The 15,813-nt window shown below is 60.6% G+C and carries 16 protein-coding genes; 9 read left to right on the top strand and 7 right to left on the bottom strand.

The genetic code is table 11. The features are described from left to right. Positions 1 to 19: 19 nt before the first annotated feature. From recA to mltB, 6 genes are all read right to left on the bottom strand, one after another. Positions 20 to 1,078 (bottom strand): recombinase RecA, encoded by a 1,059-nt coding sequence (gene recA, locus LGM20_RS05650; protein WP_004205686.1) that lies wholly within the window; start codon positions 1,076 to 1,078, stop codon positions 20 to 22. A 90-nt stretch (positions 1,079 to 1,168) separates the two neighbouring features. After that, positions 1,169 to 1,666 carry a nicotinamide-nucleotide amidase gene (gene pncC / locus LGM20_RS05645; RefSeq protein WP_044524465.1) on the bottom strand — a complete coding sequence of 166 codons (498 nt, stop codon included), beginning with the start codon at positions 1,664 to 1,666 and terminating at the stop codon, positions 1,169 to 1,171. 138 nt (positions 1,667 to 1,804) lie between these two features. After that, entirely contained in the window at positions 1,805 to 2,683 is an 879-nt protein-coding gene (locus tag LGM20_RS05640) for a metal ABC transporter substrate-binding protein (protein ID WP_032453816.1), read from the bottom strand. Between the two features lie 7 nt (positions 2,684 to 2,690). Beyond that, entirely contained in the window at positions 2,691 to 3,554 is an 864-nt protein-coding gene (locus tag LGM20_RS05635) for a metal ABC transporter permease (protein WP_023290767.1), read from the bottom strand. After that, on the bottom strand, positions 3,551 to 4,261 hold the full coding sequence (locus LGM20_RS05630; RefSeq protein ID WP_072413489.1) for a metal ABC transporter ATP-binding protein: 711 nt from the start codon (positions 4,259 to 4,261) through the stop codon (positions 3,551 to 3,553). Before LGM20_RS05630 ends, LGM20_RS05635 begins: the two co-directional genes overlap by 4 nt. Positions 4,262 to 4,586: 325 nt before the next feature. Next, positions 4,587 to 5,666, bottom strand: a complete 1,080-nt coding sequence (gene mltB / locus LGM20_RS05625) for a lytic murein transglycosylase B (protein WP_023290770.1) — start codon at positions 5,664 to 5,666, stop codon at positions 4,587 to 4,589. 277 nt (positions 5,667 to 5,943) lie between these two features. On the opposite strand from mltB, the gene srlA reads away from it, so the two are divergent. The 7 genes from srlA (at position 5,944) to gutQ (ending at position 10,967) form a co-directional block, all read left to right on the top strand. Then, a complete protein-coding gene (gene srlA / locus LGM20_RS05620; protein ID WP_004205677.1) occupies positions 5,944 to 6,507 on the top strand; it encodes a PTS glucitol/sorbitol transporter subunit IIC in 564 nt (187 codons plus the stop codon). Continuing rightward, a complete protein-coding gene (srlE, locus tag LGM20_RS05615) occupies positions 6,504 to 7,484 on the top strand; it encodes a PTS glucitol/sorbitol transporter subunit IIB (protein ID WP_044524467.1) in 981 nt (326 codons plus the stop codon). The genes srlA and srlE overlap by 4 nt, the downstream gene beginning before the upstream one ends. Positions 7,485 to 7,497: 13 nt before the next feature. After that, the gene (srlB, locus tag LGM20_RS05610; RefSeq protein ID WP_023290772.1) at positions 7,498 to 7,860 is read left to right on the top strand and encodes a PTS glucitol/sorbitol transporter subunit IIA; all 363 of its coding nucleotides are present in this window, start codon (positions 7,498 to 7,500) and stop codon (positions 7,858 to 7,860) included. Between the two features lie 12 nt (positions 7,861 to 7,872). After that, on the top strand, positions 7,873 to 8,652 hold the full coding sequence (gene srlD / locus LGM20_RS05605) for a sorbitol-6-phosphate dehydrogenase (RefSeq protein ID WP_002914815.1): 780 nt from the start codon (positions 7,873 to 7,875) through the stop codon (positions 8,650 to 8,652). 157 nt (positions 8,653 to 8,809) lie between these two features. Next, positions 8,810 to 9,169, top strand: coding sequence for a transcriptional regulator GutM (gutM, locus tag LGM20_RS05600; RefSeq protein WP_032453822.1), 360 nt, complete (start codon positions 8,810 to 8,812; stop codon positions 9,167 to 9,169). A 66-nt stretch (positions 9,170 to 9,235) separates the two neighbouring features. Beyond that, positions 9,236 to 10,009, top strand: a complete 774-nt coding sequence (gene srlR / locus LGM20_RS05595) for a glucitol operon DNA-binding transcriptional repressor SrlR (RefSeq protein ID WP_004205671.1) — start codon at positions 9,236 to 9,238, stop codon at positions 10,007 to 10,009. After that, a complete protein-coding gene (gene gutQ / locus LGM20_RS05590) occupies positions 10,002 to 10,967 on the top strand; it encodes an arabinose-5-phosphate isomerase GutQ (RefSeq protein ID WP_032453823.1) in 966 nt (321 codons plus the stop codon). Before srlR ends, gutQ begins: the two co-directional genes overlap by 8 nt. On the opposite strand, the gene norR is transcribed toward gutQ, so the two are convergent. Next, on the bottom strand, positions 10,930 to 12,480 hold the full coding sequence (norR, locus tag LGM20_RS05585; protein WP_044524468.1) for a nitric oxide reductase transcriptional regulator NorR: 1,551 nt from the start codon (positions 12,478 to 12,480) through the stop codon (positions 10,930 to 10,932). The two genes, gutQ and norR, sit on opposite strands and share 38 nt — an antisense overlap. 187 nt (positions 12,481 to 12,667) lie before the next feature. Between norR and norV the strand changes: the two genes are divergently transcribed. Next, positions 12,668 to 14,116 (top strand): anaerobic nitric oxide reductase flavorubredoxin, encoded by a 1,449-nt coding sequence (gene norV / locus LGM20_RS05580; RefSeq protein ID WP_023290776.1) that lies wholly within the window; start codon positions 12,668 to 12,670, stop codon positions 14,114 to 14,116. Next, the gene (gene norW, locus LGM20_RS05575; RefSeq protein WP_044524469.1) at positions 14,113 to 15,249 is read left to right on the top strand and encodes an NADH:flavorubredoxin reductase NorW; all 1,137 of its coding nucleotides are present in this window, start codon (positions 14,113 to 14,115) and stop codon (positions 15,247 to 15,249) included. The genes norV and norW overlap by 4 nt, the downstream gene beginning before the upstream one ends. Positions 15,250 to 15,813 lie beyond the last annotated feature (564 nt).

Raw genomic sequence — 15,813 nt, 5'->3', positions numbered from 1 at the left:
ATCACTCTGTTAGACGATATCAGAAATCTTGTTCCGTTTCTTCTGCGTCGTTGCCGTCAACGGCGAAGTCCGGCGTAGAGTCCTGGTTGTTGAGCAGCAGTTCGCGCACTTTCTTCTCAATCTCTTTCGCCGCCGCCGGGTTCTCTTTCAGCCAGGTGATAGCGTTCGCTTTCCCCTGACCAATTTTGTCGCCGTTGTAGCTGTACCAGGCGCCCGCTTTCTCAATCAGCTTCTCTTTCACGCCGAGGTCAACCAGCTCGCCGAAGAAGTTGATGCCTTCGCCGTAGAGGATCTGGAATTCAGCCTGTTTGAACGGCGCCGCAATCTTGTTCTTCACTACTTTGACGCGGGTTTCGCTGCCGACGACGTTATCGCCCTCTTTCACCGCGCCGATGCGACGGATATCCAGACGCACGGAGGCGTAGAACTTCAGCGCGTTACCGCCGGTGGTGGTTTCCGGGTTACCGAACATCACGCCGATTTTCATACGGATCTGGTTGATAAAGATCAGCAGCGTGTTGGACTGCTTCAGGTTACCCGCCAGTTTACGCATCGCCTGGCTCATCATACGCGCCGCGAGGCCCATGTGAGAGTCGCCGATTTCGCCTTCGATTTCCGCTTTCGGCGTCAGCGCCGCGACGGAATCGACGACGATAACGTCAACCGCGCCGGAGCGCGCCAGCGCGTCACAGATTTCCAGCGCCTGCTCGCCGGTATCCGGCTGAGAACACAGCAGGTTGTCGATATCCACGCCCAGTTTGCGCGCATAGACCGGATCCAGCGCGTGTTCCGCATCGATGAACGCACAGGTTTTACCTTCGCGCTGCGCTGCGGCGATAACCTGCAGCGTCAGGGTGGTTTTACCGGAGGATTCCGGCCCGTAGATCTCGACGATACGGCCCATTGGCAGACCGCCGGCGCCCAGCGCGATATCCAGAGAAAGCGAGCCGGTGGAGATGGTTTCTACGTCCATAGAACGGTCTTCACCCAGGCGCATGATGGAGCCTTTACCGAATTGCTTTTCGATCTGGCCCAGTGCAGCCGCCAACGCTTTCTGTTTGTTTTCGTCGATCGCCATTGTTACTCCTAATCATGCAGGGTGAAGCCTGTTCGCTTCGCCGTTAATATTTGTTCAGTTGAGGCAATTATACTGTATAGTCATACAGTATCAAGTCTTTTGTAGAAATTGTTGCCAGAGCAGATTGAGCGCGTAGGCCGTCGCCTGACGACGCACCGCTTCGCGGTCTCCGGCAAAGCATTCCCGCCGCGTCACCCCTTGCCCGCTGACGCTGGCGACGCCAAACCACACCGTCCCGACCGGCTTTTCGTCGCTGCCGCCACCCGGCCCGGCGACGCCGCTTACCGAGATGGCATAGTCCGCGCGCGCGGCGCGCAACGCGCCGATCGCCATCTCCACCACCACCGGTTCGCTCACCGCGCCGTTGTCCCGCAGCGTCGCTTCGCTGACGCCGATCATTTGCGATTTGGCCTCATTGCTGTAGGTCACAAAACCGCGTTCAAACCACGCTGAGCTGCCGGCAATATCGGTGATGGCTTTCGCTATCCAGCCGCCGGTGCAGGATTCCGCCGTGGTCACCGTCGCGCCCTGCGCCTTCAGCGCCCGGCCGACCTTCTCGCTTAGCTGCATTAATTCTGAATCGGTCATTATCGCCCCGCTTTGCTCCGGATAAAGAGGCCATCAAAGATAGCACTTTCCACAGAGATATGGGGACGAGGTGTGGAATTTACGAGGGGACATCCAAAATGAATCATCCCGGCGGCGCCGGGATGAGAAATCGCACGACTACTTCATGCTGGCGGCGATCAGCGCTACGTTATGACGCATCATTTTGACATAGCTATCCGCGACGCCACCCGGAGCGGAGAGCGCCTCAGGATAGAGTTCTCCGCCGGGCTGCGCGCCGGTGGCGCTGGCGATCTGCTTCACCAGTCGCGGGTCAAGCTGGTTCTCCATAAACCAGGTATGGACGCCGTCCGCGTTGATTTGCTTAATCAGCGCCGCCACCTGCGCCGCGCTGGCCTCGCTCTCTGAAGAGAGCCCCTGCGGCGCGAGGAAGGTCACGTGATAAGCGCGGCCAAAATAGCCGAAGGCGTCATGGCTGGTGAGAACTTTGCGCTTTGCCTGCGGAATGGCGCTGAACTGCCCTTTCGCCCAGCCGTCGAGGGCCGTCAGTTGCTCGATATAACGCTTGCCGCTGTTCGTCAGCGCCGCTTGATCTTCCGGGTCGGCTTTCACCAGTCCATCGAGGATATTCTGCGCATACAACGCGCCGTTCGCCGCGCTGTTCCAGGCGTGGGGATCGGTCACCGTTTTGCCATCTTCATCGAGGGTATGGGTCTTGACGCCCTTCGACGCCACCACCAGCTCGCCCTTAAAACCAGAGGCCTTAATCAGGCGATCCAGCCACCCTTCCAGTCCCAGACCGTTAACCACCACCACGTCGGCCTTGCTGAGCAGCGCGCTGTCCTTCGGCGACGGCTCGAAGGTGTGCGGATCGCCATCCGGGCCGACCAGGGTATCCACATGAACATGCTCCCCGCCGACCTGCTGCACCATATCACCCAGCACCGAAAAACTGCTTACCACATTCAGCGTTTTCGCCATCGCCCCCTGCGCCATCAGGCCGAAGGCCAGCGCGACCACTATTGCACTACGTTTCATCATTTCCTTACCCCATCAATTTGCGCCAGCCGACCAGCAGCCGGCTGCGCGTGCCAAAAAACAGCGAAATAAAAAACAGCGCGCTGGCGGTCAGCACGATGGCGGGCCCGGCGGGAAGACTGGCCGCCCAGGAGAGACTCAAACCCAGCCAGGCGCAGAGCGCGCCGGAGAGCGCCGCCAGCAGCAGGATGCCTGGCAGCGTTCGCGCCCAGCAGCGCGCGGCGACCGCAGGCAGCATCATCACCCCTACCGCCATCAGCGTGCCGAGCACCTGAAACCCCGCCACCAGGTTAAGCACCAGCAGCGCCAGAAAAAGCCCATGCAGCAGCGCGGGCAGCCGGCGGTGATTCACCTGCAGCCAGGCGCTGTCGAACGCCTCGCTGACCAGACCGCGGTAGCACAGCGCGATGCACAGCAGCGTCAGGCTGGCGACGCCGCTGACAAACAGCGCCGCGTCACGGTCCACCGCCAGAATGGAGCCAAACAGCAGATGCAGCAGGTCGACGCTGGAGCCGCGCAGCGACACCAGGGTGACGCCCAGCGCCAGCGATCCCAGATAAAATCCGGCAAAGCTGGCGTCCTCTTTTAACGGCGTCCGCCGGCTCACCCATCCCGCCACCAGCGCGACCGCGATGCCGGCGACAAAGCCGCCCAGGGTCATGGCCAGCAGCGACATGCCGCTCAGCAGATAGCCCACCGCCACGCCGGGGAGAATGGCGTGCGACAGCGCGTCGCCCATCAGGCTCATGCGCCGCAGCAGCAGGAAGACGCCCAGCATGGTGGTGCTTAGCGACAGCGCCAGACAGACCACCAGCGCCCGGCGCATAAAGCCGAATTCAATAAAAGGCTGAAAGAAGGTGTGCCAGATCATGCCGACCTCGCCTGGCTGAAGGCCGGGAGAACCGCCCGGGTGGCGCCCCAGCAGGCGCGCCGGGGGGTCAGCAGCAGCGTCTCCGGGAAAAAGTCGGCTACCCGCTGGTTATCATGCAGCACCGCCAGGATGGTCTGCCCCTGCCGGTGCATGTCGAGGATCAAATCCATCAGTTCGCGACTGGTCGCTTCATCAATGCCGGTGAAGGGCTCGTCGAGCATCACCAGCGGCGCCTGCTGCACCAGCACCCGGGCAAACAGCATGCGCTGAAACTGGCCGCCGGAGAGCGCTTCGATCGGGGTTTTCGCCAGGCTCGCCAGCCCGACCCGCTCCAGCGCCGCGCCGATGCGTCGCCGGGTATCGCCGCCCAGACCGCGCAGCAGCGACACGCCGGGCCATGCGCCCTGGCTCACCACATCCTGCACGTTGAGAGGAAACTGCGACTCGAGGGCATGGCGCTGCGCCAGCCAGCCAATCACCGGCCGCTTTCCCTGCCAGCGCAGACAGCCACTGACCGGCGGAAGAAACCCGGCGAGGGTTTTCAGCAGGGTCGATTTTCCGCAGCCATTGAGGCCAACGATTGCCGTCAGGCTGCCGGGGCATATCATCCCGCTCAGCGGAGGGGTGATCGCCACCCCGCCATAGCCGGTTACCAGTTGTTCCAGTTCAATCATGGCAGCGTCACCGCCCACCAGGTCGCCAGCCATAGCGCCGCCAGCAGCGTTCCCGCGATGGCCAGGCGCGCCGCGCCGGATGCCATAAAAACCGATGTGAACATATCCCACCCCCCATTTAATGTTATAACATAACAATACAGAGGCGAAATAAGATTGTAAATCAGCGTCGGTGAGCGGAAATGTAACAAAGGTCGACAAGCGGCAGGCAAACGGGAAAAAGCAGGAGGATAAACGAGAAGTCCCCCGGTCGCGCTGCGCTTACCGGGGCTGCCAGCCGGATAACAGACCGTAGCCCGGATAAGACGCTACGCGCCGCTATCCGGGGAGGCTGGGATCGGTCAGCCGGATGACAGTATTAATAACCGCCGCGGGCCTGAGAAACCGCCAGGCCAAGCTGCCAGACGGCCATGGCGTAGTGGGTGCTGTGGTTGTAGCGGGTGATGGTGTAGAAGTTAGGCAACCCGTACCAGTACTCATAGCCGGTGCCGACGTCCAGGCGCAGCAGGCTGGCCTGCTGATGGTTGCCCAGCGGCTGGGTCGGGGTTAATCCCGCCGCCGACAGCTGCGAAACGCTGTATTTGGTTTTGAAACCATTCTCCAGCCCCGGCGCCTGGCCCAGCGCCTGCACCGCCACCAGATCGCCGCTCACCCAGCCGTGCTGTTTGAAGTAGTTGGCCACGCTGCCGATCGCATCCACCGGGTCCCACAGGTTGATATGGCCGTCGCCGTTAAAGTCCACCGCGTATTGCTTATAGGAGGACGGCATAAACTGGCCGTAACCCATCGCCCCGGCGAATGAGCCTTTCAGATCCAGCGGGTCGTCGCTTTCGCTGCGCGCCATTAGCAGGAAGGTTTCCAGCTCGGAGGAGAAGTATTCAGCACGGCGCGGATAGTTAAACGACAGAGTCGCCAGCGCGTCGAGGATGCGGGTTTTGCCCATCACCCGGCCCCAACGGGTCTCCACGCCGATAATGCCGACAATGATTTCCGGCGGTACGCCGTAGACCTGATAAGCGCGGTTGAGCGCGTCCTGATACTGATTCCAGAACACCACGCCGTTCTGCACGTTATCGGGGGTAATAAACTGTTTCTTGTAGCGCAGCCAGGCGCCGGTCGGCCCGGTCGGCGGCAGGCCGGTCGGCGCCTGACGATCCATCAGCCGCAGAACGTAGTCCAGACGCTTCGCCTGCGACAGTATCTCCTGCAGCTGCTGCCTGTCGAAGCCGTGCTTCGCCACCATCTTATCGATGAACTGCGCCGCTGCCGGGTTGTTGGCGAAGTCGCCGCCCATCTGCATCACGTTATGCTGCGGTTCCAGCAAAAAGCCGCCGGTTCCACTCGCCATCTCCGTTTCCGCGGGAGTCTTGGGTTTGCTGCTGCAGGCAGCGAGGAGCACACAAAGGGGAAGTACAGCCAGAGAGCGACGCTTCAACATGGGAATTCCGTTTAACAAATTCAGCAAGGGATAATTATGGTAAAGCATGCGACGACCAACAAGAAAGCGACAATCTGTTTGTAGACAAAATAGTCCTTCACCGCCCCCCTTCCTGGATGCTGTCATGCGCCTCGTGATTTCATCCTCTCAGCGCCAATCTTTCGAAATAAAATATTTATCTTTCATTTTGCGATCTATTTAACACTTTAAAACCTTTCAAAGTGATTAAAATCAGCCTGCAGTTAGCAAGAAAAATAACATGCTGAAGGAGAGAACAATGATTGACGTCGTGACCCACGGCGCAGAGTGGTTTATCGGCCTGTTTCAGAAAGGCGGCGAGGTATTTACCGGAATGGTGACCGGGATCCTCCCCTTGCTGATCAGTCTGCTGGTGATCATGAACGCGCTGATCAACTTTATCGGCCAGCAGCGGATCGAAAAACTGGCGCAGCGCTGCGCCGGGAACCCGATCTCCCGCTACCTGCTGTTGCCCTGCATCGGCACCTTTGTGTTTTGTAACCCGATGACCCTGAGCCTGGGCCGCTTTATGCCAGAGAAGTACAAGCCCAGCTATTACGCGGCGGCGTCCTACAGCTGCCACTCGATGAACGGCCTGTTTCCGCATATCAACCCCGGCGAGCTGTTCGTCTATCTCGGCATCGCCAACGGCCTCACCACCCTCGGCCTGCCGCTTGGGCCGCTGGCGGTGAGCTATCTGCTGGTCGGGCTGGTGACCAACTTCTTCCGCGGCTGGGTCACCGACCTGACCACCTCGATTTTCGAACGAAAAATGGCGATTCAGCTGGCTCAGAAAGTGCATCTGTCAGGAGCGACATCATGACCCGGATTCGTATTGAGAAAGGCACCGGCGGCTGGGGCGGCCCCCTTGAGCTCGACGTCGTCGAGGGCAAAAAGATCGTCTATATCACCGCCGGCACCCGCCCGGCGATCGTTGACCGCATCGCCAGCCTGACCGGCTGGCAGGCGGTGGACGGTTTTAAAGAGGGCGAACCGGCGGAAAGCGACATCGGCGTGGCGATTATCGACTGCGGAGGCACCCTGCGCTGCGGGCTCTACCCCAAGCGTCGTATCCCGACGGTGAATATCCATGCCACCGGCAAATCGGGGCCGCTGGCCCAGTACATCACAGAAGATATCTACGTCTCCGGCGTCAAAGAGGAGAACATTCAGCGCATCGCGACCGACAGCGCGGTAGCTCCCGAGCCGCCGGCGGAGAACAACCGCGCGGGTCGCGATTACGACACCAGCAAAAAGATCACTGAACAGAGCGATGGCCTGCTGGCGAAGGTCGGGATGGGGATGGGCTCGGTGGTGGCGGTGCTGTTCCAGGCCGGGCGCGACACCATCGATACGGTGCTGAAGACCATCCTGCCGTTTATGGCCTTCGTCTCGGCGCTGATCGGCATCATCATGGCCTCCGGCATCGGCGACTGGATCGCCCATGGCCTGGCGCCGCTGGCCAGCCATCCGCTGGGTCTGGTGACCCTGGCGCTGATCTGCTCCTTCCCGCTGCTGTCGCCGTTTCTCGGCCCCGGCGCGGTTATCGCCCAGGTGATTGGCGTACTGATCGGCGTTCAGATCGGCCTCGGCAATATTCCCCCGCACCTCGCCCTGCCGGCGCTGTTCGCCATTAACGCCCAGGCCGCCTGCGATTTTATCCCGGTAGGCCTGTCGCTGGCTGAAGCCCGCCAGGATACCGTGCGCGTCGGCGTGCCGTCGGTGCTGGTCAGCCGCTTTTTGACCGGCGCGCCAACGGTGCTGATCGCGTGGTTCGTTTCCGGATTTATTTATCAATAAGAGGTGCCTGAAGATGACCGTGATTTACCAGACCACCATTACCCATATCGGCGCCAGCGCGACGATGGCGCTGGAGGAGCAGATGCTGATCACCTTCCGCGAAGGCGCCCCTGCCGATATCGAAGAGTACTGCTTTATTCACAACCACGGCGAGCTTGCCGGCGCGCTGCAGCCGGGCGCAGAGCTGCAGCTTGGCGAGCTGCGCTACCCGGTGACCGCCGTCGGCGAGGTCGCCGAACAAAACCTGCGCGAGCTGGGCCACATCACCCTGCGCTTTGATGGTCACCGCGAAGCGGAATTCCCCGGAACCGTGCACGTCGCGGGCCCGGTGCCGGAAGGCATCGCCACCGGCTGCGTACTGAAATTTGTTGCTTAACAGGAGAGAAAGATGAATCAGGTTGCTGTTGTCATTGGCGGTGGACAAACCTTAGGAGAGTTTCTGTGCCGCGGGCTGGCCGCCGAGGGCTACCGCGTGGCGGTGGTCGATATTCAGAGCGAAAAAGCCAGCCGCGTCGCCCAGGAGATTAACGCTGAATATGGCGAAGGCATGGCGTATGGCTTCGGCGCCGACGCCACCAGCGAGGCCAGCGTCACCGCGCTGGCCCACGGAGTGGATGAGATTTTCTCGCGTGTCGACCTGCTGGTGTACAGCGCCGGCATCGCTAAAGCGGCGTTTATTAGCGACTTTGCGCTGGGGGATTTCGACCGCTCGCTGCAGGTCAATCTGGTGGGCTACTTCCTCTGCGCCCGCGAGTTTTCCCGGCTGATGATCCGCGACGGCATTAAGGGACGCATCATTCAGATCAACTCGAAATCCGGCAAAGTGGGCAGCAAGCACAACTCCGGCTACAGCGCGGCGAAGTTCGGCGGCGTCGGCCTGACCCAGTCGCTGGCGCTGGATCTGGCGGAGTACGGCATTACCGTACACTCACTGATGCTCGGTAATCTGCTGAAGTCGCCGATGTTCCAGTCGCTGCTGCCGCAGTACGCCACCAAGCTCGGTATCGATGAGAGCGAGGTCGAGCAGTACTACATCGACAAGGTACCCCTGAAGCGCGGTTGCGAATATCAGGATGTGCTGAACGTCCTGATGTTTTACGCCAGCCCGCAGGCGTCGTACTGCACCGGTCAGTCGATCAACGTTACCGGCGGCCAGGTGATGTTTTAAAGGGATCCCGGATGGCGCCGCGCTTATCCGGGCTACAAAACGGTAGGTCGGATAAGGCGTTAGCCGCCACCCGACAAAAATACGGCACCGCGGGTCGCTCGGGTTAGGCGCTCGCGCCGCGACCCGGGTTGTTCCCGGCCCCCTTAAGGAGACACCTATGGTTACCGCACTCATCACCGTCGCCGCCATCGCCTGGCTTACCCAACTGGCCTTCGGCGGCTGGCAGATCCGCCGCTTCAATCGCGCCTTCGACCGCCTGTGCCAGCAGGGTCGGGTGGGGGTCGGCCGCTCCGCCGGGCGCTTTCAACCGCGCGCCATCGTCGCTATCGCCGTTGATGATGACAACCGCATTTGCGACACGCTGCTGATGAAAGGCTTCACCATTTTCGCCCGACCGCAAAAAATCCCCGCGCTGGACGGCAAACATATCGGGGAATTGCAGCCTGATGTGATCTTTCCCCATGATCCGCGCTGTCAGAATGCACTATCATTAGCGCTTAATCCGAAACATGGATAATTTCGTTGTAAAAGTAAATATCTTGCGAAATTATCACTTCGAAACTTAAACGCAGGATAGACGCCTATGAAACCACGTCAGCGCCAGGCAGCCATTCTCGAGTTCCTGCAGTCGCAGGGAAAATGCTCGGTCGAAGAGCTGGCGCAACACTTCGATACTACCGGCACCACCATCCGCAAGGATCTGGTCACGCTGGAAAACGCCGGCACCGTCATTCGCACCTACGGTGGCGTGGTACTCAACAAAGATGAAGCCGATCCGCCGATCGATCATAAAACGCTGATCAACACCCATAAGAAAGCGCGCATCGCCGAAGCGGCGGTGCGCTTTATTCATGATGGCGACTCCCTCATCCTCGATGCCGGCAGCACGGTGCTGCAGATGGTCCCACTGCTCAGCCGCTTCAATAACATCACGGTGATGACCAACAGCCTGCATATCGTCAACGCTCTGGCCGAACTGGATAATGAACAGACTATCCTGATGCCCGGCGGCACCTTCCGCAAAAAATCGGCCTCCTTTCACGGCCAGCTGGCGGAAAACGCTTTCGAACAGTTCAGTTTCGACAAGCTGTTTATGGGCACCGACGGCATCGATCTGAACGCCGGCGTCACCACCTTCAATGAGGTGTATACCGTCAGCAAGGCGATGTGCAACGCCGCCCGCGAAGTGATCCTGATGGCCGACTCGTCAAAGTTTGGCCGTAAAAGCCCCAATATCGTCTGCGGCCTGGAGCGCGTGGATAAATTGATTACCGATGCCGATATTGACCCTGCATTCCAGCGGGCGCTGGAAGCCAAAGGCATAGAAGTCATTATTACTGGAGAACATCATGAGTAACTTTTTGTTAGAGGCCGGACGCCAGACCCTGATGCTGGAGCTACAGGAGGCGAGCCGCCTGCCGGAACGCCTGGGCGACGACTTCATCCGCGCGGCGGAAACCATCATCCACTGCGAGGGCAAACTGATTGTCTCCGGTATCGGTAAATCCGGTCATATCGGCAAAAAGCTGGCGGCGACTTTCGCCAGCACCGGCACCCCGGCCTTTTTTGTCCATCCGGCGGAAGCGCTGCACGGCGATCTTGGCATGCTCGACGGCCGCGACGTGATGCTGTTTATCTCCTACTCCGGCAGCGCGAAAGAGCTGGATCTGATCGTGCCGCGGCTGGAGGAAAAAGGTATCCCGCTGCTGGCGATGACCGGCAAATCCACCTCGCCGCTGGCGCTGGCGGCGAAAGCGGTGCTGGATATCGCCGTCGAGCGAGAGGCCTGTCCGATGCACCTGGCGCCGACCTCCAGCACCGTCAACACCCTGATGCTTGGCGATGCGCTGGCGATGGCGGTCATGCAGGCCCGCGGCTTCAATGAAGAGGATTTTGCCCGCTCCCACCCGGCAGGGGCGCTCGGCGCGCGTCTGCTGAATAAAGTGCATCACCTGATGCGCCGCGACGACGAAGTGCCGCGCGTCGGCACGGACGCCAACGTCATGAACGCAATGCTCGAGCTAAGCCGCACCGGGCTCGGCCTGGTGGCGGTCTGCGATGAGGCCAACCGCGTGCAGGGGGTCTTCACCGACGGCGACCTGCGCCGCTGGCTGGTGGGCGGCGGCACCTTAAACGACGGCGTCGCGCAGGCGATGACCCGCAACGGCGTGACGCTACAGGCGGAGAGCCGCGCGGTGGAAGCTAAAGAGCGGCTGATGAAGCACAAAATCAGCGCCGCGCCGGTAGTCGATGAAAACGGCCAACTGGTCGGCGCCATCAACCTGCAGAACTTTTACCAGGCCGGGATCCTTTAAGCCCCAGACGTTTCGCCAGCCGGTGCAGGTTGGCGACGTCGAGTTCCAGCGCGCGGGCGGTCGCCGCCCAGTTGCCCTGATGTGCCGCCAGCGCGCGGGCAATCGCCTCGCGCTGGAAATTATCCGTGGCTTCGCGCAGATTCACGTTGCCCATTGCCGGCGCCGCTGCCGCCGCCTCGGTCGGCAACGTCGGCGCAGTCGCCGTAAACTCGAAATGCTGCGGCTCCAGTACTATGTCATCGCCAGCCTGAGTAGCCCGCGCCAGCACCACCGCGCGGTGAATGGCATGCTCCAGTTCGCGCACGTTGCCCGGCCACGACCACTGCTGCAGCCTGTTTCGCGTTGCCTCACTTAAAATTACCCGCGCCAGCCCCATCCGCAGGCGGCACTGCTCGCAAAAATAGCCAGCCAGCAGCACCACGTCATTTTCCCGCTCGCGCAGCGCCGGAACCGACAGCGGGAAGACGCTCAGCCGGTGATAGAGGTCGGCGCGAAAGCGCCCTTCCACCACCTCCTGGCGCAGATCGCGGTTGGTGGCCGCCAGCACCCGCACATCGACCCGCAGGCTGCGGTCATCACCGACACGCTGAATATCACCATACTGCAGGACGCGCAGCAGCTTCGCCTGCAGCGCCAGCGACAGCTCGCCGATTTCGTCGAGGAACAGCGTGCCGTTATCGGCCATCTCAAATTTGCCGCTGCGATTGCTGATAGCCCCGGTAAACGCCCCTTTCACGTGACCGAACAGCTCGCTCTCCGCCACGCTCTCCGGCAGCGCCGCGCAGTTGAGGTACACCAGCGGGTTAGCCGCACGCGGCGATCCCTGATGCACCGCCTTCGCCACCAGCTCCTTACCGGTCCCCGTTTCGCCGCTGATCAGCACGTTCAAATCCGAGGCGGCGACAATCTCGATCTCTTTTTTCAGCTGCAGCATCGGCGCCGACAGGCCGATGATCTCCTGACGCTCCGGCTGCGGGTAATTCACCACCTGCGCGGGCAGGACGTTTTGCGCTTCAAGGCGGGCGATAAGCAGCGCGTTATTCAGCGCCCCGGCCACCAGCGCGGCAATCAGTCGCAGCTCTTCATCGCTGAAGCTGTCGAAGCGGTCGGCATCCATGCCGTCAAGAGTTAGCGCGCCGATCAGCGTTTGCCCGGCAAACAGCGGCAACCCCACGCAGGCGTGAACCTTGAGGCTCTCCTGCCCGGGGATCAGGCCGTCATAGGGGTCCGGCAGGTCGCTGTCCGCCGGGAAGCGCACCACATCGCCGGCGCGGGCGATCGCCTCCAGCCGCGGATGCCCATCCAGTGCAAAGCGCCGGCCAAGCACATCCTGCGCCAGACCATCGATCGCCAGCGGCACAAACTGATGGGCCTCATAGCGCAGCAGCGCCGAGGCGTCGCAGCCAAGGATCTGCCGCAGGGTGGCGATCAGGCGCGAAAAGCGGTCGACGTGGCCGATATCGCTGTGTAAATCAATGGCGATTCTCGCCAGCGCCTCGACGGAAAAACTCATCATCGCTCCATTGTCATTTTGACAGCCAATATAGTCATATCGACTATTTTAATCATTGTCATTTTGACAGCAACTAAAATCATGAAAATTTAAAAAATGATTTTATTCAATAAGTTAAAAAACTGGCACGCAACTTGTAATACATCAATCAACTGACTTTGAACACACTGTATTAATTGAGGTTGCTATGTCTATTGTGGTGAAAAATAACATTCTTTGGGTTGGCCAACGTGACTGGGAAGTGCGTGATTTCCACGGCACCGAATATAAAACGCTGCGCGGCAGCAGCTATAACAGCTATCTCATCCGCGAAGAGAAAAACGTGCTGATCGATACCGTCGATCATAAATTCAGCCGCGAGTTCGTGCAGAATCTGCGCCGCGAAATCGACCTCGCCGACCTCGACTACATCGTTATTAACCACGCCGAAGAGGACCACGCCGGCGCGTTGACTGAGCTGATGATGCAGATCCCGGATACGCCGATCTACTGCACCGCCAACGCCATCGACTCCATCAACGGCCATCACCACCATCCGGAGTGGAACTTCCACGTGGTGAAAACGGGCGACACCCTCGATATCGGCAATGGTAAGCAGTTGATCTTCGTGGAAACGCCAATGCTGCACTGGCCGGACAGCATGATGACTTACCTGACCGGCGACGCGGTGCTGTTCAGCAATGACGCCTTCGGCCAGCACTACTGCGACGAACATCTGTTCAACGATGAAGTGGACCAGACTGAACTGTACGAACAGTGCCAGCGCTACTACGCCAACATCCTGACGCCCTTCAGCCGCCTGGTGACGCCGAAAATTAACGAAATTCTCGGCTTCAACCTGCCGGTAGCGATGATTGCCACCTCCCACGGCGTGGTCTGGCGCGATAACCCGACGCAAATCGTCGAGAAATACCTCGAATGGGCGGCGGATTATCAGGAAGATCGCATCACGATTTTCTACGACACCATGTCCAACAACACCCGCATGATGGCGGACGCCATTGCCCAGGGGATCACCGAGGTCGACCCACGGGTGGCGGTGAAAATCTTTAACGTCGCCCGCAGCGACAAAAACGACATTCTGACCAACGTTTTCCGCTCAAAAGGCGTGCTGGTGGGCACCTCCACCATGAACAACGTCATGATGCCGAAAATTGCCGGGCTGGTGGAAGAGATGACCGGGCTGCGTTTTCGCAACAAACGCGCCAGCGCCTTTGGCTCCCACGGCTGGAGCGGCGGCGCGGTAGACCGTCTGTCCACCCGCCTGCAGGATGCCGGGTTTGAAATGTCCCTGAGTCTGAAGGCCAAATGGCGCCCGGATATCGACGCGCTCGAACTGTGCCGCCAACACGGGCGCGACATCGCCCGCCAGTGGGCGCTCGCTCCACTGCCGGTTGCTGAAGCGACAGTCACGCCGGAACAACAGGAGTGCGCCTGTGCCGCCGCCGCGGCCGCCGATCTCGGTCCCATGATGCAGTGCAGCGTCTGCCAGTGGGTGTATGACCCGGCGAAGGGCGAACCTAACCAGGATGTGCAGCCGGGTACGCCGTGGAGCGACGTGCCGGATAACTTCCTCTGCCCTGAATGTTCGCTGGGTAAAGATGTGTTTGATGTTCTGGCGACGGAGGCAAAATGAGTGATGGCATCGTCATCATCGGCTCGGGCTTCGCGGCCCGCCAGCTGGTGAAAAATATTCGTAAGCAGGATGCCGAGATCCCGCTGACCCTCATCGCCGCCGACAGCATGGATGAGTATAACAAGCCCGATCTCAGCCACGTCATCAGCCGCGGACAGCACGCCGACGATCTGACTCTGCAAAGCGCCGGCGAGTTCGCCGAACAGTACCACCTGCGCTTGTTTCCCCATACCTGGGTGAGCGATATCGACGCTGAAAACCATCGGGTGAAAAGCCTGGATAAGCAGTGGCGCTACGACAAACTGGTGCTGGCCACCGGCGCCACGCCGTTTATCCCCCCGGTGCCGGGCCGCGAGCTGATGCTAACGCTGAACAGCCAGCGCGAATATGGCGCGGCGCAGAGCCAGCTCCGCGACGCCAGGCGGGTGCTGATCGTCGGCGGCGGCCTGATTGGCTGCGAGCTGGCGATGGATTTCTGTCGCGCCGGTAAAGCGGTAACGGTGGTCGATAATGCCGCCAGCGTGCTGGCGGCGCTGATGCCGCCGGAGGTCAGCAGCCGTCTGCAGCATCGCCTCACCGGGATGGGCGTCCATCTGATGTTAAAAACGCAGCTGGAAGGGCTTGAACACACCGCCGACGGCATCCGCGTCAGTCTCGACCGCCAGCGCGCGATAACCGTCGATGCGGTGGTGGCCGCCGCCGGCCTGCGCCCGGAAACCTCGCTGGCGCGCCACGCCGGACTGCAGATTAACCGCGGCGTGGTGGTCAATAGCCAGCTGCAAACCAGCGACCCGGCGATTTACGCCCTCGGCGACTGTGCGGAAATCAACGGTACGGTACTGCCGTTCCTGCAGCCGATTTTGCTCAGCGCCATGTGCCTGAGTAAAAACCTGCTGGCGCAGGCAGGCGAACTCAAGCTGCCGCCAATGCTGGTGAAGGTGAAGACCCCGGATCTGCCGCTGCATCTGGCCGGCGACATCCGCCGCGAGGATCTGACGTGGAACATCGTGGCCGCCAAAGAGGGGCTGGTGGCGAAAGGGCTGGATGAGGCGAATCAACTGCGCGCCTTTGTGGTCAGCGAAGACAAGATGAAAGACGCCTTCGCGCTGCTCAAACAGCTGGTGAGTGAATGACCTTCCAGGCAGCCCTGTTTTGCCGTGAGTTTGCCGGGTGGCGGCTGCGCCTTACCCGGCCTACAGGGTCCTCTCCCAGGCTCATACCTCGTAGGCCCGGTAAGCGCAGCGCCACCGGGCGATGACAGCAGGCACAGAGCCGATTTTGTGCCGGGTGGCGGCTGCGCCTTACCCGGCCTACGGATCGTGCGACCTGTCGTTATTATATTCGCCATGGTTGCTGAAACTGCCGGTGCTGACGGCCTCAAAATCGCTGAGACGTTCCCGGAAGGCCGGGGCAGCCCGCATGGATGCGGGCTGAGGGCCGTGTTTTGCACGGACGCTGCCTCGGCCCGACCCGAAGCCTGCAGGGATAAGTCGAAGGTACCGCATAGCGGCGATTTTGCTGGCCGGAGCCCGGGGGTACAGGGGGCGGCGACTGGCCGCCCCCTGTGCGCTCCCTGCGCCGTAAGAGACATAACGCAGAAAATTAACCGGGAGCGCAATGTACGCTGAAATCACACGCGACAGACGCTTTTTGCCGGAGTGAGAAAATGGCAATCCAATAACCGTATCTGCAATACA

The organism is Klebsiella quasipneumoniae subsp. quasipneumoniae, from assembly GCF_020525925.1.
In the GTDB taxonomy this organism is placed as follows: Bacteria; Pseudomonadota; Gammaproteobacteria; order Enterobacterales; family Enterobacteriaceae; genus Klebsiella; species Klebsiella quasipneumoniae.
Note: the sequence above shows the minus strand (reverse complement) of the source record. Positions and strands in the feature narration are given on the sequence as shown.

Bases quoted from the DNA above. Each gene is read 5' to 3' on its own strand.
- srlB (WP_023290772.1), top strand. From the start codon at position 7,498: ATGACCGTGATTTACCAGACCACCATTACCCATATCGGCGCCAGCGCG.
- pncC (WP_044524465.1), bottom strand. From the start codon at position 1,666: ATGACCGATTCAGAATTAATGCAGCTAAGCGAGAAGGTCGGCCGGGCG.
- srlE (WP_044524467.1), top strand. From the start codon at position 6,504: ATGACCCGGATTCGTATTGAGAAAGGCACCGGCGGCTGGGGCGGCCCC.
- LGM20_RS05640 (WP_032453816.1), bottom strand. From the start codon at position 2,683: ATGAAACGTAGTGCAATAGTGGTCGCGCTGGCCTTCGGCCTGATGGCG.
- norW (WP_044524469.1), top strand. From the start codon at position 14,113: ATGAGTGATGGCATCGTCATCATCGGCTCGGGCTTCGCGGCCCGCCAG.
- norV (WP_023290776.1), top strand. From the start codon at position 12,668: ATGTCTATTGTGGTGAAAAATAACATTCTTTGGGTTGGCCAACGTGAC.
- gutM (WP_032453822.1), top strand. From the start codon at position 8,810: ATGGTTACCGCACTCATCACCGTCGCCGCCATCGCCTGGCTTACCCAA.
- srlR (WP_004205671.1), top strand. From the start codon at position 9,236: ATGAAACCACGTCAGCGCCAGGCAGCCATTCTCGAGTTCCTGCAGTCG.
- srlD (WP_002914815.1), top strand. From the start codon at position 7,873: ATGAATCAGGTTGCTGTTGTCATTGGCGGTGGACAAACCTTAGGAGAG.
- norR (WP_044524468.1), bottom strand. From the start codon at position 12,480: ATGAGTTTTTCCGTCGAGGCGCTGGCGAGAATCGCCATTGATTTACAC.
- LGM20_RS05635 (WP_023290767.1), bottom strand. From the start codon at position 3,554: ATGATCTGGCACACCTTCTTTCAGCCTTTTATTGAATTCGGCTTTATG.
- LGM20_RS05630 (WP_072413489.1), bottom strand. From the start codon at position 4,261: ATGGCTGGCGACCTGGTGGGCGGTGACGCTGCCATGATTGAACTGGAA.
- gutQ (WP_032453823.1), top strand. From the start codon at position 10,002: ATGAGTAACTTTTTGTTAGAGGCCGGACGCCAGACCCTGATGCTGGAG.
- mltB (WP_023290770.1), bottom strand. From the start codon at position 5,666: ATGTTGAAGCGTCGCTCTCTGGCTGTACTTCCCCTTTGTGTGCTCCTC.
- srlA (WP_004205677.1), top strand. From the start codon at position 5,944: ATGATTGACGTCGTGACCCACGGCGCAGAGTGGTTTATCGGCCTGTTT.
- recA (WP_004205686.1), bottom strand. From the start codon at position 1,078: ATGGCGATCGACGAAAACAAACAGAAAGCGTTGGCGGCTGCACTGGGC.